This is a genomic window from Kitasatospora purpeofusca (assembly GCF_042691725.1).
Classification (GTDB): Bacteria; Actinomycetota; Actinomycetes; order Streptomycetales; family Streptomycetaceae; genus Kitasatospora; species Kitasatospora purpeofusca_B.
In genome coordinates, this window is record NZ_CP170483.1 from 2,929,693 (window position 1) to 2,952,647 (window position 22,955).

Consider the following 22,955-nt stretch of genomic DNA (forward strand, 5'->3'; position numbering starts at 1 on the left):
GTCGCCGGGGACGCGCCGTCAGGCCACGTAGCGCCAGCCCGGTCCGGAGCGGGCCGCGCTCCCGGCGCCGGTGGCGATCGCGGCCCGGTAGCCCTCGACGGTCAGCTCGGCCGCGCGCGCCCAGGTGAACCGGGCGAGCACCCGCTCCCGGCCCGCCGCGCCGAGCGTCGCGCGCAGCTCCGGGTCGTCCAGCAGCCGGCCGAGCGCCGACGCGAGCGCGTCCGGGTCGCCCGGGGGCACCGCCAGGCAGCTCTCCCCGTCCGGGCCCGCGACCTCGGGGATCGCCCCGCCGGTGGTGGCGACCAGCGGGGTCCCGGTGGCCATCGCCTCGGCGGCCGGCAGCGAGAAGCCCTCGTACAGCGACGGCACGCAGGCCACCTCGGCCGAGCGGTAGAGGTCCACCAGCTCCTGGTCGGTCAGCCCGTGCCGGAACTCGATGTACGGCTCCAGTCCGAAGGCGCGCACCGCGCGGGCGATCGGCCCGTCCTCCTTCTGCGGCTTGCCGACCACGACCAGGTGCGCGTCCCGTTCGGTGCGCACCTTGGCCAGCGCCCCGACCAGGTGCACCAGGCCCTTCAGCGGGACGTCCGCGCTGGAGGTGGTGACGATCCGTCCGGGCACCCGGGCGACCGTCTCCGACGGCGACCAGAGCCGGGTGTCGGCGCCGATCGGCACCACCGAGACGGCGTGCGGCGCGGCGCCCAGGTGCTCGGCGATCTCGCGCTGGGAGGTGCCGGAGACGGTGATGATGTGATCCAGCCGGGCGGCGACCCGGCGCTGCATCCGGGTGAAGGCGTACCAGCGGCGCAGCGACAGCCGCTTGAGCCGGCCGGCGGCCGCGTCCAGTTCGACCTGCCGGTCCACGGTGATCGGGTGGTGGATCGTGGTGACCAGCGGGAAGCCGTGCCGGCCGAGGCCCAGCAGCCCGTAGCCGAGGGTCTGGTTGTCGTGCACGACGTCGTAGCGGCCGCGGTGGCGGGCCAGGTACCGGCGAGCGCGCAGCGAGAAGGTCAGCGGCTCGGGGAAGCCGCCGGTGCGCATGGTCAGGTACTCCAGGACGTCCACCGGCCCCCGGTACTCCTCGCGGGCCGGGGTGCGGAAGGGGTCGTCGGCCCGGTAGAGGTCCAGGCTGGGCAGCTCGACCAGCCGCACCGAGCCCGGCCCCTCGACCTCGTCCAGGACGGGGTACGGCTGGGCGCCGATCACGTCCACGTGGTGGCCGAGGCGGGCCAGCTCGCGGGAGAGGTGCCGTACGTACACGCCCTGGCCGCCGCAGAACGGGTCGCCCCGGTACGAGAGCAGGGCAATCCGCAGCGGCTGCGCGGTCATCGTCGGCCCTCATCTCTGCTGCTGTCTGTGCTGCCGGTCGGTAAAGTAGATCAGGTTTCAGTGGGTGTGGAGTCCACCGGTGACCATGTGAACAATGAGAGACCTCGAAGATACCGGCCCGTAGCTTCCGCTCAGGATCCAGGGCTGGTGATTCGCGCCACGCCCGGGAGCGTCCTTGCCGTCACCATCGTCACCGCCCTCACCCCCGCCGCCGCCGGCCCCGCAGGCTCAGGCGCCACCAACCCCGCCGGCACCGCCGGCACCGCCCGCACCGCAGGATCCGCCGCTCACCGCACGGCAGGCGGAGCGGCGGCGGCGGATCCTGCGGACCGCGACCGCGCTGGCGGCGCGCGGTGGGTACGACGCCGTCCAGATGCGGGAGGTCGCGGAGGGCGCGCAGGTGGCCCTGGGCACGCTCTACCGGTACTTCCCGTCCAAGGTGCACCTGCTGGTGGCGGTGATGCTGGAGCAGTTGCGCGGCCTCCAGGAGCAGGTCCGGCGGCACCCGCCGACCGAGCCGGAGCCTGCGCCGCGGGTCGCCGAGACGCTCACCCGGGCGTTCCACGCGCTGCAGCGCGAGCCGCTGCTGGCCGAGGCGATGGTCCGCGCGCTGTCCTTCGCCGACCGCTCGGTGGGTCCCGAGGTGGACCAGGTCTCCGCCGCCACCGGGCAGCTCATCCTGGACGCCATCGGGCAGTCCGGACCACCCACCGAGGCGCAGCGCGCCGCCGTCCGGGTGATCGAGCACACCTGGCACGCGGCGCTGGTCGCCTGGCTCTCCGGCCGCGCGTCGCTCGCCGAGGTGCGGGCCGACCTGCGCACGGCGGCCCGGCTGCTCACGCTGCCCTGAGGCGGGTCGAACTGGAACCTGTTCTCACCCGGCCCGCGCCCGGGCGCCACGCCCGGCGGCTAGAGTCGACGGGCAGGACAACTCCATCCGCCCCTCCTCCGGGGAAAGCCGGTGCGAATCCGGCGCTGACCCCGCAACCGTGAGCCCGGCGCCCGTCCGCCGGGCGAGTCGGAGTGCCCGGGGAGGGGCGAGCGGCCCCGCGCGCGGCGGACCTCCGCCGGGCAACCGTCGAGGACTACGGAACGGCCCGCCCGGGCCGGCACCCGCTCACCGAAAGGCACACCTCCGATCATGCTGACCGCCGCCCGTCTGGGCGCCGCCGCCCTGACCGCCGCGCTGCTCACCGGCACCGCAGCCGCCCCGGCCCTGGCCGACACCCCCGGCACCGGCACGGCCTCCGCCGCCGCGGTCCCCGACGGCCTGTACGGCAAGGGCGACCCGACCTACGACGGCGTCTGGCGGCAGTCGCTCGCGCTGACCGCGCTGACCACCGCCAAGGTGACCCCGGCCGACTCCGCCGTCGCCTGGCTCACCGGCCAGCAGTGCGCGGACGGCGGCTGGCCCTCCTACCGGGCCGACGCCTCGGCCGCCTGCGACACCGCGACGCAGGACAGCAACGCGACCGCCGTCGCGGTCCAGGCGCTGGTCGCCCTCGGCGGGCACCAGGACGCCGTGGACAAGGGCGTCCAGTGGTTCAGGGCCAACCAGAACGCGGACGGCAGCTGGGCCTACAACCCGGGCAACCCGGGCGACGCCAACTCGACCGGCCTCGCGGTCAACGCGCTGATCGCCGCCGGGACCGACCCGGCGACCGTCGCCAAGGCCGGCCGGAACGCCTTCGACGGGCTCGCCTCCTTCCAGCTCGGCTGCGCCGCCCCCGCCGAGCAGCGCGGCGGCTTCGTCTACCAGACCTCGCCGGACGGCACCCCGGCCGACGCCAACGGCCTGGCCGGCGGTCAGGCCTCGCTCGCCGCCGCCGGCGGCAGGCTGCCGGTGGCCAACACCAACCGCACCGACGCCGCCCCCAAGGCCCTGGCCTGCCCGGAGGGCGGCGCCGGCGCCACCGCCGTGCCGCGCGCCGACTCCGGCGAGGCGGTGGGCGCGTACCTCACCGCGCGGCTCGCGGCGGGCGGCCGGCACCTGACGCTGACCCTGCCCGGCGCCGCGCCCGCCCCCGACTACGCGGCCACCGCCTGGGCCGCGCTCGGCCTGGTCCAGGGCGGCCACCCGCAGCAGGCCGCGGGCGCCGTCGACTGGCTGGCCGAGGAGGGCGGCACCTGGACGAAGGGCGGCACCGACGCCGCCGCCACCGCCACGCTGCTGCTGGTCGCCCAGGCCGCGCAGCGCGACCCGGCCGCGTTCGGCGGGACCGACCTGGTCAAGCAGCTGACCGCGCTCGGCCCGGCGCCCAAGGCCACCGGCGGCGCGTCCGCCCCGGCGAGCGCCTCCGCGCCGGCGAAGAAGGACGACGGCGGCAGCCTCAACAAGTACTGGCCGCTCGGCATCGGCCTGCTGATCGGCGTCGGCGGCGGCCTCCTGCTGAGCCTCCAGCGCAAGCGCGGCGCGAAGCTGTGACCACCCCCGGCCGGGCCCCTCGGCCGGTCCCGCCGGCGGACGCCACCGCCACTGCCGCCACTGCCGCCACTATCGGCACTGCCGCCGAGACCCGGCGGCGGGTGGTGCGGGCGGCCGTGCGGTTCGCGGCCGGGGTGATCACCGGGGTACTGATCCTGCTCGTGCTCGGGGCGGCGCCGGCGGAGGCCGCCGGGTACCGGTACTGGTCGTTCTGGCGGTGGTCCGACGGCGGCTGGGCGTACCAGCAGCAGGGGCCGGCCGTGCACGTCCCTGCGGACGGCGCGGTGGACGGCTGGCGGTTCGCCGTCAGCCCGGACGGCGGGCAGGAGGCCGCCCGGCCCGCCGCGGCCGGGGGCTTCGACGCGATCTGCGCCGGGACGCCGGCGGAGGACGGGCGCAAGCGGGTGGCCGTGGTCCTGGACTTCGGCAGCGCCGCCGACGCGCCCGGCGGCGAGAACCCGCCGGCCCCGCGCACGGCGTGCGCGGTCGTCGGGCCGCGCGCCAGCTCCGCGGAGGTGCTGGCCACCGTCGCCCCGCCGCTGCGGTACGACGGGAACGGCCTGCTGTGCGCGATCGCCGGGTATCCGCGCGCCGGGTGCGGCGACCAGCTCGGCGCGGGCGCCGCCACCGGACCGGGCGCCGGGCCGGGCGACGGGCCGGGCGACGGGCCGGGCGACGGGCCGGGCGACGGGCCGGGCGCCACCGCCGGACCGGACGGCGGACGCTCCTCGGACGCCGCGAGCGCCGCCCGGGCCTCGTCCTCCCCCGGTGGGAGCGGCCCCGTCCTCGGGGTGGGCGCCGGCCTCGCGCTCGTCGTCGCGCTCGGCGCGGGCGCCGCCTGGCAGGTGCGCCGCCGCCGATGAGGATCACGCTGCCCGGTTCCGCCCCGCGTGCGCCGCAGCCCTCACGCGCCGCCCCGCTCGCCCCGCACCCCCTGCACACCCCGTGCTCCGCTCCTACCCCGAGCCCCCTCCGCGCCACGGGCCGGATTATGACGACCGGTCTACTGATTCGCCGCCGCTATGTAGACCGACCGACATATTCCACGCCTCCCCCAGCCAGCGAATAGACCAACCGGTCTACAGAAAACCCAGAGCCCCGGCGCAGGAAGTCGGCCCGTCCGACTTCCTGCGCCGAACCGACCGCCCCACCCCTGGACCCCACCGTGCCCACACCCCGCGCCGCCCGTCACCGGCCCCCCGCCGGCCCCCGCCACCTCCACCCCGGGGCCTGGTGGCTGTGGGCGCTCGGCCTCGGCGCGGCAGCCACCCGCACCACCAACCCGCTGGTCCTGCTCCTGCTCGCCGCCGTCGCCGGCTACGTCGTCGCCGCCCGGCGCGGCGACGCGCCCTGGTCGCGCTCCTACGGCGCGTTCCTGCGCCTCGGCCTCCTCGTCCTCGGCATCCGCCTCGCCTTCGCCGTCCTCCTCGGCTCGCCGATCCCCGGCACCCACGTCCTGTTCACCCTCCCCGAGGTCCCGCTCCCCGTCTGGGCGCAGGGCGTGCGGATCGGCGGACGGGTCACCGCCGAGGGCCTGCTCGCCGCGCTCTACGACGGACTGCGGCTGGCCACCCTGCTGGTCTGCGTCGGCGCGGCGAACGCCCTCGCCAGCCCGGCCCGCCTGCTGCGCACGCTCCCCGGCGCGCTCTACGAGGCGGGCGTCGCCGTCGTGGTCGCGATGACCTTCGCGCCGAACCTGGTCGCCGACGTGCAACGGCTGCGCGCCGCCCGCCGCCTGCGCGGGCGCACCGACCGCGGCGTCGCCGCCGTGCTCAGCGTCGGCCTGCCCGTCCTGGAGGGCGCGCTGGAGCGCTCGGTGGCGCTGGCGGCCGCGATGGACACCCGCGGCTTCGGGCGCACCGCCGCGGTCCCGCGCCGGCTCGCCGTGCTCACCGCCGCCCTCACCCTCGCCGGCCTGCTCGGCATCTGCCTGGCCGCGTACGGGCTGCTGACGGCGGACGGCAGCGGGTGGGCGGTACCGGTGCTGGTGATCGGCGTGGCCGCGGCCTTCGCCGGACTGCTGCTCGGCGGCCGGCGCTCCGTCCGGACGCGCTACCGGCCCGACCCCTGGGCGCTGCCCGAGTGGCTCACCGCCGGGTCCGGCATCGCGGTCGCCGTGTCGACGACCTGGCTCGCCTCGCTCGACCCGGCCGCGTTCGCCCCCACCGTCGTCCCGCCGACCGCGCCCGTCCTGCCTGTCGCCGCCGCCGCGGCCGTCCTCCTCGGCCTGCTCCCGGCGTTCGCGGCCCCGCCCCCGCCGTCCACCACCGCGGACCCCCGCCCCTCGCCCGCCCCGACCGACCGGACCACCCAGACCGCCCCGACCGCTCCGACCGAGCCCCGGAGGATCTCGTGATCACCTTCGAACAGGTCGGCGTCCAGTACGCCGACGCCGAGGCCCCCGCGCTCAGCGGCGTCGACCTGACGATCCCCGAGGGCGAACTCTGCCTGCTCGTCGGCCCGTCGGGCTCCGGCAAGTCCACCCTGCTGGGCACGGTGAGCGGCCTCGTCCCGCACTTCACCGGCGGTGTCCTGCACGGCCGGGTCACCGTCGGCGGGCGCGACACCCGCGGGCACCGCCCGCGCGACCTCGCGGACCTGGTCGGCACGGTCGGCCAGGACCCGCGCGCGCACTTCGTCACCGACACCGTCGAGGACGAACTCGCCTACGGCATGGAGTCGTTGGGCCTGCCCCCGGACGTGATGCGGCGCCGCGTCGAGGAGACCCTCGACCTCCTCGGGCTGGCCGACCTGCGCCGACGCGCGCTCACCTCGCTCTCCGGCGGCCAGCAGCAGCGGGTCGCGATCGGCTCGGTGCTCACCGTCCACCCGCGCGTGCTGGTCCTGGACGAGCCCACCTCCGCGCTGGACCCGGGCGCCGCCGAGGAGGTGCTGGCCGTGCTCCAGCGGCTGGTCCACGACCTCGGCACCACCGTGCTGATGGCGGAGCACCGGCTGGAGCGCGTGGTCCAGTACGCCGACCAGGTCCTGCTGCTGACCCCCGGGACACCGCCCGTCCTGGGCGAGCCGGCCGAGGTGATGGCGCACTCGCCGGTGCACCCGCCGGTGGTCGGGCTCGGCCGACTGGCCGGCTGGCGCCCGCTGCCGCTCACCGTCCGCGACGCCCGCCGCCGGGCCGCCGGGCTGCGCACCCGCCTGGACGGCCACCGTCCGCCCGCCCCGCCCGCCGCGCGGCACAGCGCCGACCGCGGCGCACCGCTCGCCGCCGCCGACCGCCTGGTGGTCCACCGCGGCCCCGTCCCCGCCCTGCGCGGGGTCGACCTCACCCTCCACCCGGGCGAGGTCACCGCCCTCATGGGCCGCAACGGCGCCGGCAAGTCCACCCTGCTCGGCGCCCTGGTCGGCCTGCACGCGCCCGCGTCCGGCGCGGTCACCGTCGGCGGCCGCACCCCGCACCGCACCCGCCCCGCCGAGCTGATCCGCCAGGTCGGCCTCGTCCCGCAGGACCCGCGCGACCTGCTGTACGGGGAGAGCGTCACCGCCGAGTGCGCGTCCGCCGACCGCGACGCGGGCGCCGCGCCCGGCACCTGCCGCGCCCTGGTCGAACGGCTGCTGCCCGGCCTCGCCGACACCGCCCACCCGCGCGACCTCTCCGAGGGCCAGCGCCTCACCCTCGCCCTGGCGGTGGTGCTCACCGCCCGCCCGCCGCTGATCCTGCTCGACGAGCCCACCCGGGGCCTCGACTACGCGGCCAAGACCCGGCTGGTGGAGATCCTGCGCGGCCTCGCCGCCGACGGCCACGCCGTCCTCCTCGCCACCCACGACGTCGAGTTGGCGGCCGAACTCTCCCACCGCACGGCCGTCCTGGCCGACGGCGAGATCGTCGCGGACGGGCCGACGCCCGAGGTGGTGCTCGGCTCACCGGCGTTCGCCCCGCAGGTGGCCAAGATCCTGGCGCCGGGCCCCTGGCTCACCGTCCGCCAGGTCGCCGACGCCCTCGCGGAGGCCGCCGAGTGACCACTCCACTGGGCCGCCCCGTCCCGCTCGGCCGCCGCTCGCTGGCCGCCCTGGCCCTGGCCTCCCTGGTCGGCGTGGCCGGCTTCGGCTGGCCCCTGCTCGCCTCCACCCGGTCGGCCCTGGTCGGCCACGCCGCCGACGCCCCCTGGCTGTTCGCCCTGCTCCTCCCGCTCCTCCTCGCCGTCGTCGTCGCCCAGATCTCCGAGGGCCGCGCGGCGGGCGGCGGCGCCCCCGGCCTGGACGCCAAGTCGGTGGCCCTGCTCGGCGTGCTGGCCGCGGCCGGCGCCGCCCTGCGCCCGCTCGGCGCGGGCACCGCCGGGCTGGAGCCGATGTTCTTCCTGATGGTGCTGGCCGGCCGGGTGCTCGGACCGGGCTTCGGCTTCGTGCTCGGCGCGCTGTCGATGTTCGCCTCCGCCCTGCTCACCGGCGGCGTCGGGCCCTGGCTGCCGTTCCAGATGCTCGCCATGGGCTGGGTGAGCCTCGGCGCCGGCCTCCTCCCCGGCCCGGCCCGCCTGCGCGGACGCCGCGAACTCGTGGTCCTCGCCGCTTACGGAGCGATCGCCTCCCTCCTCTACGGCGTGGTGATGAACCTCCAGGGCTGGCCCTACATCGCGGGCCTCGCGAGCTCGATCTCCTTCGTCCCGGGCGACCCGCTCCCCGACAACCTGGTCCGCTTCGCCGCCTACTGCCTCACCACCTCGCTCGGCTGGGACCTCCCGCGCGCCGCCCTCACCGTCGTCCTCTGCCTCACCCTCGGCACCCCCGTCCTGCGCGCCCTGCGCCGGGCCACCCGCCGCGCCGCCTTCGCCGCCCCGGTCGCCTTCCACCCGCCGGCTCACCCGGCCGGCAGCACCCCACCGTCCGAAGGGGTGAACCACACCGCCCGGCCGTGACGGGCGGCCCCCACACCACCGGGACCTCCACGAAGATGCTCGACCGCAGCCCCCGAGGAAGTGGAGTCGAGCCCATGCACCCCCTCAAGCGACGCCTCGCCCGCACGGCCACCGTCGCCACCACGGCCCTGGCCCTCGCCGGCGCCTTCGCCCAACCCGCCGCCGCCGTCACCTTCATCGGCCGCGACGTGCCCACCACCGTCACGATCGCCCCGGGCGAGAGCGCCGCCGTCCCGTGGACGTACCAGAACACCGGCGGCGCGGGCAGCCTCCCCGCCTCCGGCATGACCGCCGTCTTCACCGCCCCGGGCAGCACCACCTTCGCCCCGCAGACCACCGTGCCCACCCAGTACAGCGGCGACGGCTCGGCCTGGGGCAACAACAACGTCGGTCTGCGCAACTGCGCCCTCAGCAACGGGAACCGGACCCTCACCTGCGAGGGCTACGGCCGCAACGGGGGCAACAGCGGCTGGCCGGCCAAGGGCTACTTCCGCTTCTCCCCGCAGGTCACCGTGGACGGCGGCGCCCCCGCCGACACCGTCCTTCCACGCGGCAACGGCAGCTTCCGGTACACCAACCCGGGCAGCGGCACCGAGTACACGATCACCGACGGCACCCTGACCGTCGCCACCCCGCCCCGACCGCCGTCCGGCATGTGCCTGGACGTCGGCAACACCCGCTTCAACGCGGACAACGTCCGCCTCTGGCAGTGCCTGGACCACACCAACCAGCGCTTCGTCATCGACGACGGCCGGATCAAGGTCGCCGACACCGTCGGCACCGGCGGCCCCGAGATGTGCCTCGACGCCGACAACACCGGCACCAACGGCGACAACGTCCGCATCTGGGCCTGCGAGTACACCCAGGCCGCCGACGCCAACCAGTCCTGGCTGCTGCGCCGGGGCCTGGTCGTCCTGGAGTCGACGGTCGGCTCCGCGCAGGAGATGTGCCTGGACGTCGGTGGCACGCGCGACAACGGCGACAACGTCTTCCTCTACGAGTGCGGCGCCGCCAACCCCAACCAGAGGTTCCTGGTCGAGAACGGCTACTTCAAGGTCCGCGACACGGTCTGATCCCCTTCGCAACCGGCGCACAACTCCCCCGCCCCGGCGACGGGACGGCCGCACATGCCGTCCCGCCCCGGGCACTCGTGACGCCTCGGGCGCGGCACGGCCACCGCGCCCCTGCCCCACGGAGCGGGCGGCACTTTCGTCAACCGCCCACCGAGGACCGCCGCGACGCTGTGGGTCAGCTGCCCCGGCAGCGGCGCGGACAGGACGCCCAGCAGTGCGTCCGCCGACCAGCCGCCCGCCAACAGGCCCTCCACCCGAGCCGCCTGGTCCACCAGTGGCTTGCCCGCCAAGGCCAACGCCGGGTCTCGCCGTCCGAGTTCGAGCAGCAGGCCCATGCCTTCTGTCATGCGAGGCGCTGCCATCACCGGAAGGACGGAAGGTTCCTTGCGCTCCACCGTCCTTACCCTCAAGGAGGGGCTTCCCGCCTTCCCGACGCCGGGCGCCCCGGCGGCCGGAGATGCGGGAAGCGGCGGCAACGTGTGAACCGCCTTGTCCGCAACGGGAACTTCATGCACGGAGACCACCGTCCTGACCCGCCCGGTCACGGGGTCGCGCACGGTCCGCCGCACGTAGTGGCCGGCCACCTCCAGCTCCCGCAGCGCGCGGGCGACCGTCGCGCGCCCCTCAACACTCTTCGCTGCCAGAGTCCGTACGTCCTCACGGGCGCCGTCCGGCAGGCTGAGCAGGTAGACCAACAGTCCTCGGGCAGCCCACGACAGCGCGTGCTTCCGCACGACATGCCGGTTGTCCAGGATCGTGTACCCGGGCGTGTGGTCGGGGATACGATGAATTCGCATCGTGGAGTCCTTTTCACTCCTGGTGCCAATCCCCGGGGTGTTGGCGCACCGCCGGGGCTTTCCATGTCGGCATCACGGTAAGCACGGCCACCGACCCCCCGGCCCCGAATCAGCCGATCTCCCCTCCGGATCACCCGTTTTGGGGGCGCGAAGGCGCACGCCCCAGCGCGACACACAGCAGCGCACCCCAGTCCGACCTGAGGCTGACCGCCCTGGTCACGGAGTAGCGGGGCCCCGGCGGCAGGCGCGTCCAACCCGCATCAGACGGTGCCGAACTCGCCTGCCTGGACGGCACCGACGAACGCCCGCCACGCGTCGGCCGGGAAGATCAGCGCGGGGCCGGACGGGTCCTTGGAGTCACGGACCGGGACAGCACCCGGGATGCTGTCCGACACCTCGACGCACTGTCCCGCCTGGGCAGTGTATGAACTCTTCCGCCAAGTGACGCCACTCAGATCATCCATGATCAAAGCCCTTCCGCACGTCGCTGATGAACTCAATACCAGCGAGGCCCCACCACCCAGGTCAAGGGGTAGCGAGGCCTCGGTCGCCAGCGCGTTCAACACGCCGCATCACACGGTGCCGAACTCGCCCGCCTGAACAGCGCCAACGAACGCACGCCACGCGTCAGCCCGGAAGACCAACGCGGGACCGGACGGGTCCTTGGAGTCACGGACCGGGACAGCACCAGGCAGGCCGCCCGACACCTCGATGCACTCGCCGCCATTGCTGCTGAAAGAGGACTTAAACCACTCAAGGTCACATGGAGTCAAGATAGTTCCTTCCATTGCTCGCGGATCATCGCTAGTGAGTCCGCCTGCGAAAGAGCCTGGCCCTGAAGCTGATAGTAGGCCGTGAGCATAGGTAGCACTGCCTCGGTGTCCTGCTCAAGGTGTCCCTTTTGCGCGCTCTCGGCGTAGGACATCAGCGACCTGTCCCGCATGGTCAGGATGTAGACGGGCAGGTCGAACGATCGACGCTCCCCGAGGTGGTACGGGGCAAGCTGGAGCAGGTTGTTCGGTCCGCTGGCGAAGGCGAGAAGGTGCTCCAACTGGGCCGCCATGACAGCGTGCCCACCCACCGGACGCCGGATGCAGCTCTCATCCAACACAGCATGCACCAGCGGCGGCGGGGTCCGACGCACGCTTGCTTGGCGGCCTGCGAGGACGCGCACCCGCTTCTCCGCCTGGTCCGAAGTAATACTCCCGCGCCCTACAGCCCCCGCTGCGATGGCCTTTGCGTACGCAGTTGTTTGCAGCAACCCGGGGACGATGCCAAGCGTGAAGAGACGTAGCTCCACCGCACGCCGCTCGTGCTCAACATACTGCGCGAACCCGGCGAGCAGAGCCGAGTGCTTGACGTCACTTGCCCTCTGACGGAAGACCGCCTCCTCCGATGTGTCAAAGACTCTGTCAAGTGCTGCCGCGATCCGTGGCGTTGGATTCCTCCGCCCATTTTCGAGGGCCGAGATGTGACCCGGAGTGCAACCAAGCAGCCCTGCAAGGTGCTCCTGCGTCCACCCCCGCAGCTCCCGCGACGTGCGGAGGAAGGCGCCGAACCCTGCGGCGGGCGAGGCATCGGCATCAAGCTCGTTCAGATTCATGCGAGTTATTCCTACTAATCAACCAGCCCAGCCATGTTGAACAGGCCTCGGAGCCTACGCCACAGTGATGCCCCTCGGTAGCGAATTGACTACGGAAGGGAACGGCCATGGCTGCACAGTCGACGGAGCCGGCCAGACGGCACAAGGCCTACCAACCCCGCCTGCACGAGCCGGTGCGGGACATGGACAGCGGCAAGGTCGGCGCCTACATGGGCACCGAGGGCGGCCTGGTCCACCTGCGGCGGCCCGAGGGCGGCTGCGAGTGGACGGTCAAGCCCACCCGGATCGAACCGATCCCGGAGCCCACGAGCACCGCAGCGTAACCGAGCTGCCCGATCCCCAAGTTCCCGCCCCGCACGGCCCCCAACACCCGGTGCGAGGGCGGGCACCAACCCCCAACGAAACCCCCTGAAAGGGCGGCGTTGGGGATGCACCCGGCAGTCACCTTCCGACGTGACGCACCACGCCGGGTGGTGGCTCCGCCTGCTCCGGTCCCGTGGGGCAGGCGGAGCCCACAAACCCCGCCCCGTGTTCATCCACCCTCCCCGACACGGGGCGGGGCACCCCACACTTCCCCCCACCCCCACCCCGGAGCCCCGTCATGGCACATTCCGTTCGCCTCGATGCCGACGTCCTGGTCCTCAACTCGACAGGCACATCCATCCTCCTGATCCACCCGACCTACCGTCCCGACTGGGTCCTGCCCGGCGGCGGGATCCGCCCCGGCGAGTCCGTGGCCGTTGCCGCGAGACGTGAACTGCGCGAAAAGCTGGGGCTGAACAGGCTGATCACCCACGGCCTGGCCGTCGACCAGGTTCCGGCCGACCCCGACACGGGAACCCCCAAGAACCTGACCGTCGTGTGCGACGGCGGGACCGTGAGCATCGGAACCGCACTGGCACCGCCGATCGAGTCCGCGCGAGAGATTCGCGCCGTGGAATGGGTGCCGCTGGACACCCTGTCCGACCACTGCGAGCCGTTCATGCAGCGCCGGATCCGGGTCGCCGTAGCCGCGGTCATGCACGGCACCCGGATCCCCCTCCTCTACCGGGGCGAGCCGGCGACCCCCGCCGCATGACGTGCGGCACTCCGAACAGATCGCCCCGCTCCCCTACTCGCGCATCGAAAGCACCCTCTGGACAAGGGACTTCGAGGCCCACACCAGCAACTGCCAGTGCCCGTGGCGGGCCTACCGCGGATGCGTCGACGACCTCCCCCTACCGCCCCGCCTCGGCCTGTACATCCACCCCGACGGACGCCGCGGCAACCTCGTTCGACGCTCGCGTCGACACGACCCGGACACGCTGGCGGTCGTCCAGACGGCCGTGGTGTTCCGGCACCACAACGCCGACGGCTCGGTCGTCGAGTGGTCGTTGAAGTGCGCGCGGTTGGGCCCTGCCGCATAGTCCCACCGATCCCGATTGGACCCTGCGTTGTCCTTCCTCTCCGGCCCCGGCCGGCTCACCATGTCCTGGTCCGCCGAGTACTTCTTCCGGGGGCAGCCCGGGCTCCCCGGCACCTCCGACCTCCCCGGCCTCGGACTTCCCGATGTACGCGGATGGACGACCGCCGAGCACTTCCCCCGACTCGCCGTGCAGGTGCTGACGGTCGCTGCGCGCCGATGGTGGTCGCCCGACGTGCCACCTGCGGTGATGGACTTCGGGGAGGCCCTGCTCCGCGGTGCACAGGAGGTGGCCGAGCGCGAGGGGCAGTGGCACTACGAACCGTCCGACCGGCACGACTGGGCGGAGGTGACCGTGACCTACCACCCGGTCGGCGAACCCCCGCCGGAGCCGAGGCAACCGCTGCCCCATTGACCCGTGCGCACGGGGGTGACAGGAAGACACCAAGGCCTACCCGCGCCCCACAGGCCTCGCCCTGCCGGTCATCCGGCAGGGCGAGGCCAGTCACTCGGACCACTCAGCCCGAGGCCCGCGGCCACCGAGGAGATCCACCTGATCTACCGCACCCACGTCACCCCGGATGTCCCCGCCACCCTGGCGACCCGGGAGTTCGACGAGCTGCCCGGCGGCGGCCACGAGGTCGGCAGCATCGAGTGGATCGACCACCGCAAGGTCAGCGACCTGCCCCTGTTCCCGCCGATCGGCAAGGTCCTCGCCCAGCTCCCCTCGCCGCACGCGCCCCTGCCGACGTTCGAGCCGGAGCCGGTCACCGACCGGAACTACACCTGGATCTGACCCACCCCACCGCCGCGCCGTGACTCGCCCAGCGGAGCGCCCGGGGCTCGTATCATGCTCTCCGGGGACGACGGGGCTCGGGACGGAGAACCGGCACCGTCCGGCGCGAGGGGGACCGATGGTGAACGTGATCGAGAGCGGGATCTTCCTCAGCACCGTCGTCCAGGGCCGCGACATCACCGTCCGGCTGCCGCCGCGGATCACCCCGGCCCTGTCCGGGCTCCCCTCGCCGACCTCGACGTTCACCGGACGCGACGACGCGGTGGACGACCTCCTGCGGGACCTCGCCCCGGAGCAGCCGCACTCCCCCGTCCTGGTCACGGCGATCGCGGGCCTGGCCGGCGTCGGCAAGACGGAGCTCGTCCTCCAGACCGCCACCCGGGCGCTCCGACGGCCGGACTGGTTCCGCGGCGGCGTCCTGTTCGTCGACCTGCTCGGCTACGACGACGACCGCCGGGTCGCTCCCGAGCAGGCCCTCGAAGGATTCCTCCGCGCCGTCGGGATCCCGCCCGAGCACATCCCGCCCGACCTCCAGGACCGGGCACGCCTCTACCGGTCCGTGGTGAGCTGCTACGCGGAGCACGGGCAGCGGCTGCTCATCGTGCTCGACAACGCCTGCGCCCCGTGGCAGGTGACCCCGCTGCTCCCGGCGGAGGGGACCGCCGACACCCTGGTGACCTCCCGTCACACGCTCGCCATCGACGCCCGGCTGCACGATCTGGACGTGCTCGACGCCGCCGCGTCGACCGAGCTGATCCGCCGCTGCCTGCGGCGGGCCCGGGGCGCGGACGACACCCGGGTGGACGACGACCCCGGCTCCGCCGCGCGGATCGCCGAGCTGTGCGGACACCTCCCGCTGGCCCTTCAGATCTGCGCGGCCATCCTCGCCGACACGCCCCGGCAGCCGCTTCGCGCCTTCGCCGACTCCCTGGAGGCGACCCGCAACCGGCTCGACCGGATCAGCCGCGAGCACCTCGCCGTCCGCTCGGCCTTCGACCTGTCCTACCGCCAGCTGCCGCCGCGGCAGGCCACCCTGTTCCGGCTGCTGTCCGCCAACCCCGGCCCCGACCTCTCCAGCGAGGCGGCCGGGTACCTGCTGTCCGCCGACACGGACGAGGCCGAGTCCCTCCTGCGGGACCTCGCCCGCGCCCACCTCGTGGAGCCCGGCCAGGCCTGGGGCCGCTGGCGCCTGCACGACCTGGTCCGGCTCTACTCCGACCAGCTCGGGCGGGAGACCGCGGAGGCGGACGGCCGCACGACGGCCCGGGACCGCCTGTTCTGGCACTACCTGCACTGCGTGTCGGCCGCGGCGACCCACCTCCGGCCGGCGAAGAACACCGAGCTCTCACCGCATTTCGAGCACCAGGACGAGGCCACCACCTGGCTGGAGAACGAGCGCCGGAACCTGATCGCCATGGTCGAGGCCAGCGAGGACTCGGGGGTCGCCTTCCGGGTGGCCTTCACCATTCCGGACTACTTCGAGAAGAACCGGCTCTTCGAGGAGTGGCTGATGCTCTGCGAGGCGGGCATGCGCAGCTTCCGCAGGTCCGACGACCGGCACAGCGAAGCGATGGCCGTGGACAACTCCGGTATCGCGTTGGGCAAGTTGAGGCGATACGGCGAAGCCCTCGCCCGGCACCGGCTGGCGGTGGCCATCTTCGCCGAGCTGGACGACCGCCGCTGCGGCGGGATCGCGCACACCAATCTGAGTGATTCGCTCAACGACAACGGGCGCTTCGACGAGGCCGTCACCGTCGGCAGGCAGGCGCTGGACAACGCGCGGGAGTTCTCGGACCGCGACCTCGAGTACAAGGCACTGCTGAACATCGGCCACGGTTTCGGGGGCACCGGTCGGCACGAGGAGGCGGTGCGGTTCCTCGGCGAGGCCGAGAGCCTCGCCAGGGCTACCGGGGACCGCAACAGCGAGGCCGGCGCACTCAACGACAAGGCCATCGCCCTGGACGAACTCGGGCACACCAAGGAGGCCCTCAGGGCGCTCACCCGGGCCGCACGGCTGTTCGCCGAGACCGGCGACCGCTACGGCAAGGCCTGCGCGCTGACCAACCGGGGCGCCATGATGATGCGTTCCGGCACTGCCGCCAGGAAGGCGGTCGCCCTGCTCGCACAGGCCGTGGAGATCTTCACGGTCTCGGACGATCCCCACCGGCTCGCGACCGCCTGCACGAACCTCTCGCTGGCCCTCGCCGCGACGGGGCGCTTCGAGGCCGCGGCGGCCGAGGCGGCGAGGTCCGCCGAGGCGTTCCGCGCGGCCGGTGAGGAGGCCGCCGCCGCGAAGGCCGACCTCCGCACCCGGGCCCTGGAGGCCCAGGAATCCCACCCGCCCGCACCCCGCCGCTCGTCCCCGGCCCGCCGCCGGGCCCGGGCGGCTGACGCCTGATCCGTTCTCCCGTCGGCGGCGGGCGGGGAGGCCGACGAAGCGGCCCCCGTGCGCGTCGCCGGACGAGCCGTCACTTTCTGTTGCCCCAGCCGTGTGAAGGTGCCGCCGGTCAGGATTCGGCGCCGGTCGGTGCAGGTACGAGGTTCTGCTGTCAGCGTCACCTCCCGACAGCGAGGTTCCCGTGTCCCCTGTCCGACGACTGCGGCCGCGCCCGCCGTACGTCCTGTCCGCACTGCTGGCGGTGGTGCTCGGTGCGGGCGCCGCCGCGCTGACCGATCCGGCCCCGGTGGCCCTGGCGGAAACAGCGAGGGCCGACCACGTCCGGCCGGCCTCGAAACCGGCGGCCAAGGCCGCGCCGAAGCCGCGGGGGGCCGGGACGCAGCGTCCGATCGGCCCGGACCCGGTGGTCGACCTGCTGGCGCACGGCAACCTCACCATGGCCTCCAACTCGGTGCTGACCTGCGACGACAGCGACGGCACCGTCTGCTCGGACACCGAGGGGTCGAACAACGGCCGGACCAAGTTCGTCAAAATCGACCCGAACGCGCCGGGGCCCAACGCCTCCTCCGCGCAGCTGCTGCTGCCGCCCGGGGCGAACGTCCTGTCGGCCCGCCTGTACTGGCAGTTCAACCCGACCAACACCAGCACCGCGGGCGGCACCTCCGGGGACATCAACCTGGGCAACCTGGTCTCCTGGAAGGTCCCGGGCGCGAGCGGCTACCAGCAGGTGACCGCGGACACCTATGACTGGTTCGACCAGATGGTCGGCGGGACCCCGCCGGAGCCCCTGCTGGCCGCCGGGGCGGTCAAGGACGTGACCGCGGAGGTCAAGGCGGCCGGCCCCGGCAGCTACACCGTCGCGGACATCCAGGCGTGCGCCGGGCGCTCCTCCGCGCAGAACTTCGGCGGCAACAACGTCGGCTGCTGGGGCGGCTGGTCCCTGGTGGTCGCCTACGAGGACCAGGCGGAGCCGCTGCGCTACCTCCAGGTCTGGGACGGCTACCAGCTGCTGCGCGACCCCAACAACTCGACCACGCTCACGCTGGGGGGCATCCGCACCCCCGCCACCACGGCCCCGCGGGCGATCATGGGGATCACCGTGGGCGACGGCGACGCGCCGATCGCCGGGGACAACCTGTCCGTCGGCTCCGCGGCGGACAACCTGACGCTCGTGCCGATGCCCGGCCCCACCGGGGTCGCCACCGACAACGCGTTCACCAGCCGCATCGACCACGTCGCGACGGACGGGACCGGCACCAACATCACCACCCGGGACCCGGCGCCGATCAACAACTACGGCTACGACGCCCGGATGATCGACGTCACCGGCAAGATCCCGGCCGGCAGCAACCAGGCCCTGGTCCGCATCAGCGGCGCCGGCGACGCACTGGAGCCGCAGGCGGTCTTCCTGGCGCTCGACGCGCTCGAACCCGACCTCCAGATCACCAAGGCCAACACGCCGCCCGGCAGCCCCGACGACAACCCGCCCGGCCTGGTCGGCCCGGGACAGACCATCACCTACTCCTTCACGGTGGCCAACCGGCACCAGGACGGCAGCAGCACCGACCTCGACACCGCGACCGGCGTCACCGTGAGCGACCAGATCCCGGCCGGCACCACCTTCGTCGCCGGGTCCAACCCCGCCTGCCAGGCCGCCGGACAGACCGTCACCTGCACGGTCGCCGACCTGGCCCCGGGCGCCGAGACCATGCTCGCCTTCCAGGTCACCGTGGACGACGGGACCGCCGTCGGCACCCACCTCGACGACACGGCCACGCTCCACTTCCGGGGCAGCCAGACCCAGCGGACCCAGGACCGCACCAGCAACACCGTCCGCAACACCGTCGCCGAGGTCCCCGGCTACACCATCGTCAAGACGGCCACCCCCACCAGCGCCCGGCCCGGTGACACCGTCCGCTACCGGATCCAGATCACCAACACCAGCCAGGTCAACGCGCCCGGCATCACCCTCACCGACGACCTGTCGGGCCTGCTGAACTCGGCCGCGTACAACAACGACGCCGTCGCGGACCGCGGCAGCGTCACCTTCGCCGGCAGCACGCTGACCTGGACCGGGGACCTGGCCACCGGGGCCAACGCGACGATCGACTACTCCGTCACCGTGCACTCCCCGCTGGCCGCCGACGCGGTGCTGCGCAACGCCGTCACCTCCGGGACCTTCACGAACAACTGCCCGCCCGGCTCGACCGACCCGCGCTGCCGCGCCGAGGTCCCGGTCACCGTTCCCAGTCCGAGCCCGAGCCCGAGCCCGACGTCCTCGCCGAGCCCAACCTCCTCGCCCAGTCCGACCCACAGCCCGAGCCCCAGCCCCAGCCCCAGCCCGAGCCCGACCCACAGCCCCAGCCCGAGTCCCAGCCCGACCCACGCACCCCCGACCAAGCCCCCGCACCACGGCGGCCACCTGCCCGAGACCGGGAGCAACGCGTCCCGGCTGCTGCCCCTCGTCGGGCTCGCCGCACTCGGCGCCGTCGCGGCGGGAGCGCTCCTGATGATCCGGGCCCGCCGCACCCGCTGAGTCCCGTAGGGACGACGCCCCGACGGCGGACACCACGGCCGCGCCCACGCACCCGCGTGGGCGCGGCCCCGTGCGTGTGGCCTCAGGCCTTCGGGCCGGTCGCCTGGACGACGTCGAAGGACCAGAGGGTGGAGCCGGTGGCGGCGGGGCGCTGCGGCGCCTCGCCCCCGGGGGCGGCCGGGCGGTGGGCGGCCTGCATCGGGCCGGAGAGCCAGGCCTGGAAGGACTCCTCGTCGCGCCAGCGGGTGTAGACGAGGTACTGGTCGGTGCCCTCGACCGGGCGCAGCAGCTCGAAGTACTCGAAACCGTCGGAGTTCTCCACCGCGCCGGCGCGGGCGGCGAAGCGCTTCTCCAGTTCCTCCCGCTGCTCAGCGGGGACGGTCAGGACATTGATCTTGACGACGGACACGCCGTACCTCCTCAGGTTGTTCTGAGAAGGCAGTCTGCTACACCTCACACGATCCACGGCGGGGCGACCCTGTCCCCGGTGTCCAGGTTGTGGGCCGTGGACGGCGCCGGGGAGGCGACCACGGCGGTGAAGCCCTCGTCGGAGCGCAGCCGGCGCGGGGCGTCGGCGGGCAGCACGAGGGTGTCACCGGCGCCGAGGGCGAGTTCCTCGCCGGCCAGCTCGACGACGGCGGAGCCGGTGAGGAAGGTCCACACCTGCTCGGTGTCCATGGCGTGCCGGGGGCCCGTGCGGGCCCGGTCCATCTCGACGCGCCACATCGAGAGGCCGGTACCGCCCTGGGTGGGCGAGGCGCAGGTGGTCATGACGGCGTTGGGGGTCTCGGTGCGGCGGGCGTCGGTGCGGCGGATGACGGACAAGGGTGGGTGGCTCCTCTAGAATGGACAATCAGGTTGTCTATATGGTCAATGAGGTTGTCTATCAATGTCAAGGGAGCAGGCCACGCCGGGGTACGAGCTGCCGCTGCGGCTGCTGTTCGCGTTCCGGGTGATCATCGACGAACTGCACGAGCGGATCGCCCGCGAGGGGCACCCGGACCTCCGGCCGATGCACGGGTTCGTGTTCCAGGCGATCGGGCCGCACGGCACCACCGCCGTCGAGCTCGGGCGCAGGCTCGGGGTGTCCAAGCAGGCGGCGGGCAAGACCGTCGAGCAGCTCGAGGGGCTCGGGTACGTCGAGCGCGGCGCCGATCCGGCGGACGCCCGCCGCAAGGTGGTCCGGCTGACCGCGCGCGGGGTCGACGCCCTGGTCCGCTCGGCCCGGATCTTCGACGAGCTGCGGGCGGAGTGGGTCGTGCGGCTGGGCGGCGAGGAGCCGCTGCGGGAGCTGGAGGAAGCGCTGCGGACGCTGGCGCCCGGGGACCCGTTGCGGCTGGACACCCCGCGCTGGTTCGGGACCGCGTAGGAGGCGTCAGAAGGACCGGCCCTCACCGTGGTACGGGGGCTCGTGGCCGGGCGGGTCGGGACGGTCGCGGCGGTCGGCGCAGAGGTCGGAGGCCAGCCGGGTGAGCAGGTCGGCGAGGTCGGCGTACTGCTTCTCGTCCCAGTCGCCGAGGAGTTCGGCGAGCTGCGTGCGCCGGGCGGCGACCAGTTGGAGGGCCGCCGCCTCGCCCGGTTCGGTGAGGCGCAGCGGCAGCCCGCCGGTGCGCGCGGCCAGGCCGCGGCCCTCGACCTCCCGCACCGCCTCCTCCACCACCGCGAACGGGACGATCCGGCGCTCCGCCAGTTCGGCGGGCTCGATGGAGCCGTGGTGGTGCATCTGGAGCAGCATCCAGCTGGAGGCGGGCTTGAGGTCGAGGCCGGCGGTGGCGGTGATCCGCCGGTAGAGGTCGCGCCGCGCCTCCCGGCCGCTCAGCACGGTCAGGGCCCGGCTGATCTCGTCCAGCGAGGTGCGCTCCACCGGGTTGACGCCGATCGACTCGCCGAGGTCGGGGGCGGTCACGGTGCTGCGCAGCTTCTGCTCCCGCAGGAACAGCGAGAGGACGAAGGCGACCGCGGCCACCGGCACCGCGTAGAGGAAGACCCGGGTGATCGACTCGGCGTAGGCGTGGTGGATCGCGTCCTGGACGGCGGCGGGCAGCGTGTCGATGACCCGCGGGTCGGAGCTGATCACCCCGGGGTCGAAGCCGGGCGGCAGCGGGACGCCGGCCAGGGCGTCGCGCAGCCGGCTGTTGAGGCCGGAGGCGAAGACCGTGCCGAAGACCGAGACGCCGACGGAGGCGCCGATGGAGCGGAAGAAGGTGGCGCCGGCGGTGGCGACGCCGAGGTCCTGGTAGCCGACCGAGTTCTGCACGATCAGCACCAGCACCTGCATCACCAGGCCGAGGCCCAGGCCGAAGACCAGGAAGTAACAGCTCATCACGAAGGTGCTGGTGTGCTCGTCGAGCAGGGAGAGCAGCAGTAGGCCGACGACGGTGATGGCGGTGCCGGCGATCGGGAAGATCCGGTAGCGACCGGTGCGGGCCACGATCTGACCGGAGCCGATCGAGGTGACCAGCATGCCGATCACCATCGGCAGCATGTGGATGCCGGACATCGTCGGCGAGACGTTCATGACGACCTGGAGGAAGGTCGGCAGGTAGGTGAGCGCGCCGAACATCGCGAAGCCGACCACGAAGGAGATGACGGCGACCAGGCTGAACGTCCGCGAGCGGAACAGCCGCAGCGGCAGGACGGGTTCGGCGGCGGTCCGCTCCACCAGGACGAAGGCCAGCAGCAGGACCAGGCCGAGCACGCCCAGGCCGATGATCTGCCAGGAGTCCCACGCCCAGGTCGTGCCGCCGAGCGAGGTCACCAGCACCAGGCAGGTGGCGACGGCGGCGATCAGCGTGGTGCCGAGGTAGTCGATCCGGTGCCGGCGCCGGCTCTGCGCCCCGTGCAGCACGGTCGCGATCACGGCGAGGGCGACCACGCCGATCGGCAGGTTGATGTAGAACACCCAGCGCCAGCTGAGGTTGTCGACGAACAGTCCGCCGAGCAGCGGCCCGAGCACGCTGGTGACGCCGAACACGGCGCCGAAGACACCCTGGTACTTGCCCCGGTCCCGGGGGGCGACGAGGTCCCCGACGATGGCCTGGGAGAGCACGATCAGGCCGCCGCCGCCCAGGCCCTGGAGCGCGCGGAAGGCGATCAGCTCGCCCATGTTCTGGGCGATGCCGCACAGCACCGAGCCCAGGAGGAAGATCACGATGGATGCCTGGAAGAAGACCTTCCGGCCGTACATGTCGCCGAGCTTTCCCCAGAGCGGGGTGGCCGCGGTGGAGGCGAGCAGATAGGCGGTGACCACCCAGGAGAGGTGCTCCAGGCCGCCGAGGTCGCTGACGATGGTGGGCAGGGCGGTGGAGACGATGGTCTGGTCGAGCGCCGCGAGCAGCATCGCCAGCAGCAGGGCGCCGATCGGCACCCACAGATTCCCCGCGGTGGCCGGGGGCGCGCCGGGTTCGCCCGCCGGGACCCGGTCGGACGCGGCGATCGGATCCGTCATGGCGTCTCCGTATCCGTAGCAGCTCGGCGGTGATCACTCCCGGCTCACCATGCTGTCAGAAATACACCGATTCGCGCGTTTTGAGTTGAGCCGAACGTAAGACCGTCAGGTCGTGCGACGTTCAGGTCGACACATCGACCGTTCCCCGGTCCCCAACCCCCACCAACCGGCACAAGGCCCCCACAGCGGGCCGGACGCCCCTGTCCCCCCTCAGGGACGTCCTGCATAATCAGGCCCGTCCCCGTCCGACACCCGAGTCCCACCGCAGCCCGAGTCC

At 73.6% G+C, this 22,955-nt stretch carries 23 protein-coding genes and 1 riboswitch; of the genes, 15 read left to right on the forward strand and 8 right to left on the reverse strand.

What is annotated here, in order from left to right; genetic code table 11:
• Positions 1-18 precede the first annotated feature (18 nt).
• Positions 19-1,329, reverse strand: coding sequence for a glycosyltransferase family 4 protein (locus ACFCLZ_RS12175; RefSeq protein ID WP_380284909.1), 1,311 nt, complete (start codon positions 1,327-1,329; stop codon positions 19-21).
• A gap of 319 nt (positions 1,330-1,648) precedes the next feature.
• On the opposite strand from ACFCLZ_RS12175, the gene ACFCLZ_RS12180 reads away from it, so the two are divergent.
• The 7 genes from ACFCLZ_RS12180 to ACFCLZ_RS12210 all read left to right on the forward strand — a co-directional run bounded on the left by ACFCLZ_RS12180 (position 1,649) and on the right by ACFCLZ_RS12210 (position 9,698).
• The gene (locus ACFCLZ_RS12180) at positions 1,649-2,179 is read left to right on the forward strand and encodes a TetR family transcriptional regulator (RefSeq protein ID WP_380286147.1); all 531 of its coding nucleotides are present in this window, start codon (positions 1,649-1,651) and stop codon (positions 2,177-2,179) included.
• A gap of 107 nt (positions 2,180-2,286) precedes the next feature.
• Positions 2,287-2,352, forward strand: a riboswitch (cobalamin riboswitch).
• 118 nt (positions 2,353-2,470) lie between these two features.
• Positions 2,471-3,754 carry a hypothetical protein gene (locus ACFCLZ_RS12185; protein WP_380284910.1) on the forward strand — a complete coding sequence of 428 codons (1,284 nt, stop codon included), beginning with the start codon at positions 2,471-2,473 and terminating at the stop codon, positions 3,752-3,754.
• Between the two features lie 101 nt (positions 3,755-3,855).
• Positions 3,856-4,617, forward strand: a complete 762-nt coding sequence (locus ACFCLZ_RS12190; RefSeq protein ID WP_380286148.1) for an SCO2322 family protein — start codon at positions 3,856-3,858, stop codon at positions 4,615-4,617.
• Between the two features lie 302 nt (positions 4,618-4,919).
• The gene (locus tag ACFCLZ_RS12195; RefSeq protein ID WP_380284911.1) at positions 4,920-6,110 is read left to right on the forward strand and encodes a CbiQ family ECF transporter T component; all 1,191 of its coding nucleotides are present in this window, start codon (positions 4,920-4,922) and stop codon (positions 6,108-6,110) included.
• Complete coding sequence (locus tag ACFCLZ_RS12200; RefSeq protein ID WP_380284912.1) at positions 6,107-7,732, forward strand: ABC transporter ATP-binding protein; 1,626 nt, start codon at positions 6,107-6,109, stop codon at positions 7,730-7,732. The genes ACFCLZ_RS12195 and ACFCLZ_RS12200 overlap by 4 nt, the downstream gene beginning before the upstream one ends.
• On the forward strand, positions 7,729-8,625 hold the full coding sequence (locus ACFCLZ_RS12205; RefSeq protein WP_380284913.1) for an ECF transporter S component: 897 nt from the start codon (positions 7,729-7,731) through the stop codon (positions 8,623-8,625). The genes ACFCLZ_RS12200 and ACFCLZ_RS12205 overlap by 4 nt, the downstream gene beginning before the upstream one ends.
• Before the next feature lie 74 nt (positions 8,626-8,699).
• Positions 8,700-9,698 (forward strand): RICIN domain-containing protein, encoded by a 999-nt coding sequence (locus ACFCLZ_RS12210; RefSeq protein ID WP_380284914.1) that lies wholly within the window; start codon positions 8,700-8,702, stop codon positions 9,696-9,698.
• On the opposite strand, the gene ACFCLZ_RS12215 is transcribed toward ACFCLZ_RS12210, so the two are convergent.
• From ACFCLZ_RS12215 to ACFCLZ_RS12230, 4 genes are all read right to left on the reverse strand, one after another.
• Positions 9,671-10,495, reverse strand: a complete 825-nt coding sequence (locus ACFCLZ_RS12215; protein ID WP_380284915.1) for a helix-turn-helix domain-containing protein — start codon at positions 10,493-10,495, stop codon at positions 9,671-9,673. The genes ACFCLZ_RS12210 and ACFCLZ_RS12215 overlap by 28 nt on opposite strands.
• Positions 10,496-10,755: 260 nt before the next feature.
• The gene (locus ACFCLZ_RS12220; RefSeq protein WP_380286149.1) at positions 10,756-10,959 is read right to left on the reverse strand and encodes a DUF397 domain-containing protein; all 204 of its coding nucleotides are present in this window, start codon (positions 10,957-10,959) and stop codon (positions 10,756-10,758) included.
• A 108-nt stretch (positions 10,960-11,067) separates the two neighbouring features.
• On the reverse strand, positions 11,068-11,283 hold the full coding sequence (locus ACFCLZ_RS12225; protein ID WP_380284916.1) for a DUF397 domain-containing protein: 216 nt from the start codon (positions 11,281-11,283) through the stop codon (positions 11,068-11,070).
• A complete protein-coding gene (locus ACFCLZ_RS12230) occupies positions 11,265-12,098 on the reverse strand; it encodes a Scr1 family TA system antitoxin-like transcriptional regulator (protein ID WP_380284917.1) in 834 nt (277 codons plus the stop codon). Before ACFCLZ_RS12230 ends, ACFCLZ_RS12225 begins: the two co-directional genes overlap by 19 nt.
• A 107-nt stretch (positions 12,099-12,205) precedes the next feature.
• Between ACFCLZ_RS12230 and ACFCLZ_RS12235 the strand changes: the two genes are divergently transcribed.
• The 7 genes from ACFCLZ_RS12235 (at position 12,206) to ACFCLZ_RS12265 (ending at position 19,230) form a co-directional block, all read left to right on the forward strand.
• A complete protein-coding gene (locus ACFCLZ_RS12235; RefSeq protein ID WP_380284918.1) occupies positions 12,206-12,421 on the forward strand; it encodes a hypothetical protein in 216 nt (71 codons plus the stop codon).
• 278 nt (positions 12,422-12,699) lie between these two features.
• On the forward strand, positions 12,700-13,176 hold the full coding sequence (locus tag ACFCLZ_RS12240; RefSeq protein WP_380284919.1) for an NUDIX domain-containing protein: 477 nt from the start codon (positions 12,700-12,702) through the stop codon (positions 13,174-13,176).
• A 1-nt stretch (position 13,177) separates the two neighbouring features.
• Positions 13,178-13,504, forward strand: a complete 327-nt coding sequence (locus tag ACFCLZ_RS12245; protein ID WP_380284920.1) for a hypothetical protein — start codon at positions 13,178-13,180, stop codon at positions 13,502-13,504.
• A gap of 15 nt (positions 13,505-13,519) precedes the next feature.
• A complete protein-coding gene (locus ACFCLZ_RS12250; RefSeq protein ID WP_380284921.1) occupies positions 13,520-13,915 on the forward strand; it encodes a hypothetical protein in 396 nt (131 codons plus the stop codon).
• Between the two features lie 3 nt (positions 13,916-13,918).
• Positions 13,919-14,296 (forward strand): hypothetical protein, encoded by a 378-nt coding sequence (locus ACFCLZ_RS12255; RefSeq protein WP_380284922.1) that lies wholly within the window; start codon positions 13,919-13,921, stop codon positions 14,294-14,296.
• 118 nt (positions 14,297-14,414) lie between these two features.
• Entirely contained in the window at positions 14,415-16,694 is a 2,280-nt protein-coding gene (locus tag ACFCLZ_RS12260; protein WP_380284923.1) for a tetratricopeptide repeat protein, read from the forward strand.
• Positions 16,695-16,875: 181 nt separating this feature from the next.
• On the forward strand, positions 16,876-19,230 hold the full coding sequence (locus tag ACFCLZ_RS12265) for an LPXTG cell wall anchor domain-containing protein (RefSeq protein ID WP_380284924.1): 2,355 nt from the start codon (positions 16,876-16,878) through the stop codon (positions 19,228-19,230).
• 82 nt (positions 19,231-19,312) lie between these two features.
• Here ACFCLZ_RS12265 and ACFCLZ_RS12270 read toward each other — a convergent pair whose 3' ends face one another.
• Both ACFCLZ_RS12270 and ACFCLZ_RS12275 read right to left on the reverse strand, forming a co-directional pair.
• Positions 19,313-19,639 carry an antibiotic biosynthesis monooxygenase family protein gene (locus ACFCLZ_RS12270; protein ID WP_380284925.1) on the reverse strand — a complete coding sequence of 109 codons (327 nt, stop codon included), beginning with the start codon at positions 19,637-19,639 and terminating at the stop codon, positions 19,313-19,315.
• A gap of 44 nt (positions 19,640-19,683) precedes the next feature.
• Positions 19,684-20,055, reverse strand: coding sequence for a cupin domain-containing protein (locus tag ACFCLZ_RS12275; RefSeq protein WP_380284926.1), 372 nt, complete (start codon positions 20,053-20,055; stop codon positions 19,684-19,686).
• A 64-nt stretch (positions 20,056-20,119) separates the two neighbouring features.
• Between ACFCLZ_RS12275 and ACFCLZ_RS12280 the strand changes: the two genes are divergently transcribed.
• Entirely contained in the window at positions 20,120-20,599 is a 480-nt protein-coding gene (locus tag ACFCLZ_RS12280; protein WP_380284927.1) for a MarR family winged helix-turn-helix transcriptional regulator, read from the forward strand.
• 6 nt (positions 20,600-20,605) lie between these two features.
• Here ACFCLZ_RS12280 and ACFCLZ_RS12285 read toward each other — a convergent pair whose 3' ends face one another.
• Positions 20,606-22,678: a DHA2 family efflux MFS transporter permease subunit gene (locus tag ACFCLZ_RS12285; protein ID WP_380284928.1), complete on the reverse strand. Its 2,073-nt coding sequence runs from the start codon at positions 22,676-22,678 to the stop codon at positions 20,606-20,608.
• Positions 22,679-22,955: the final 277 nt, after the last annotated feature.

Coding starts and splice junctions, on each gene's coding strand:
- ACFCLZ_RS12210 (WP_380284914.1), top strand. CDS start 8,700: ATGCACCCCCTCAAGCGACGCCTCGCCCGCACGGCCACCGTCGCCACC.
- ACFCLZ_RS12260 (WP_380284923.1), top strand. CDS start 14,415: ATGGTGAACGTGATCGAGAGCGGGATCTTCCTCAGCACCGTCGTCCAG.
- ACFCLZ_RS12230 (WP_380284917.1), bottom strand. CDS start 12,098: ATGAATCTGAACGAGCTTGATGCCGATGCCTCGCCCGCCGCAGGGTTC.
- ACFCLZ_RS12215 (WP_380284915.1), bottom strand. CDS start 10,495: ATGCGAATTCATCGTATCCCCGACCACACGCCCGGGTACACGATCCTG.
- ACFCLZ_RS12185 (WP_380284910.1), top strand. CDS start 2,471: ATGCTGACCGCCGCCCGTCTGGGCGCCGCCGCCCTGACCGCCGCGCTG.
- ACFCLZ_RS12225 (WP_380284916.1), bottom strand. CDS start 11,283: ATGGAAGGAACTATCTTGACTCCATGTGACCTTGAGTGGTTTAAGTCC.
- ACFCLZ_RS12240 (WP_380284919.1), top strand. CDS start 12,700: ATGGCACATTCCGTTCGCCTCGATGCCGACGTCCTGGTCCTCAACTCG.
- ACFCLZ_RS12280 (WP_380284927.1), top strand. CDS start 20,120: ATGTCAAGGGAGCAGGCCACGCCGGGGTACGAGCTGCCGCTGCGGCTG.
- ACFCLZ_RS12175 (WP_380284909.1), bottom strand. CDS start 1,329: ATGACCGCGCAGCCGCTGCGGATTGCCCTGCTCTCGTACCGGGGCGAC.
- ACFCLZ_RS12235 (WP_380284918.1), top strand. CDS start 12,206: ATGGCTGCACAGTCGACGGAGCCGGCCAGACGGCACAAGGCCTACCAA.
- ACFCLZ_RS12220 (WP_380286149.1), bottom strand. CDS start 10,959: ATGGATGATCTGAGTGGCGTCACTTGGCGGAAGAGTTCATACACTGCC.
- ACFCLZ_RS12285 (WP_380284928.1), bottom strand. CDS start 22,678: ATGACGGATCCGATCGCCGCGTCCGACCGGGTCCCGGCGGGCGAACCC.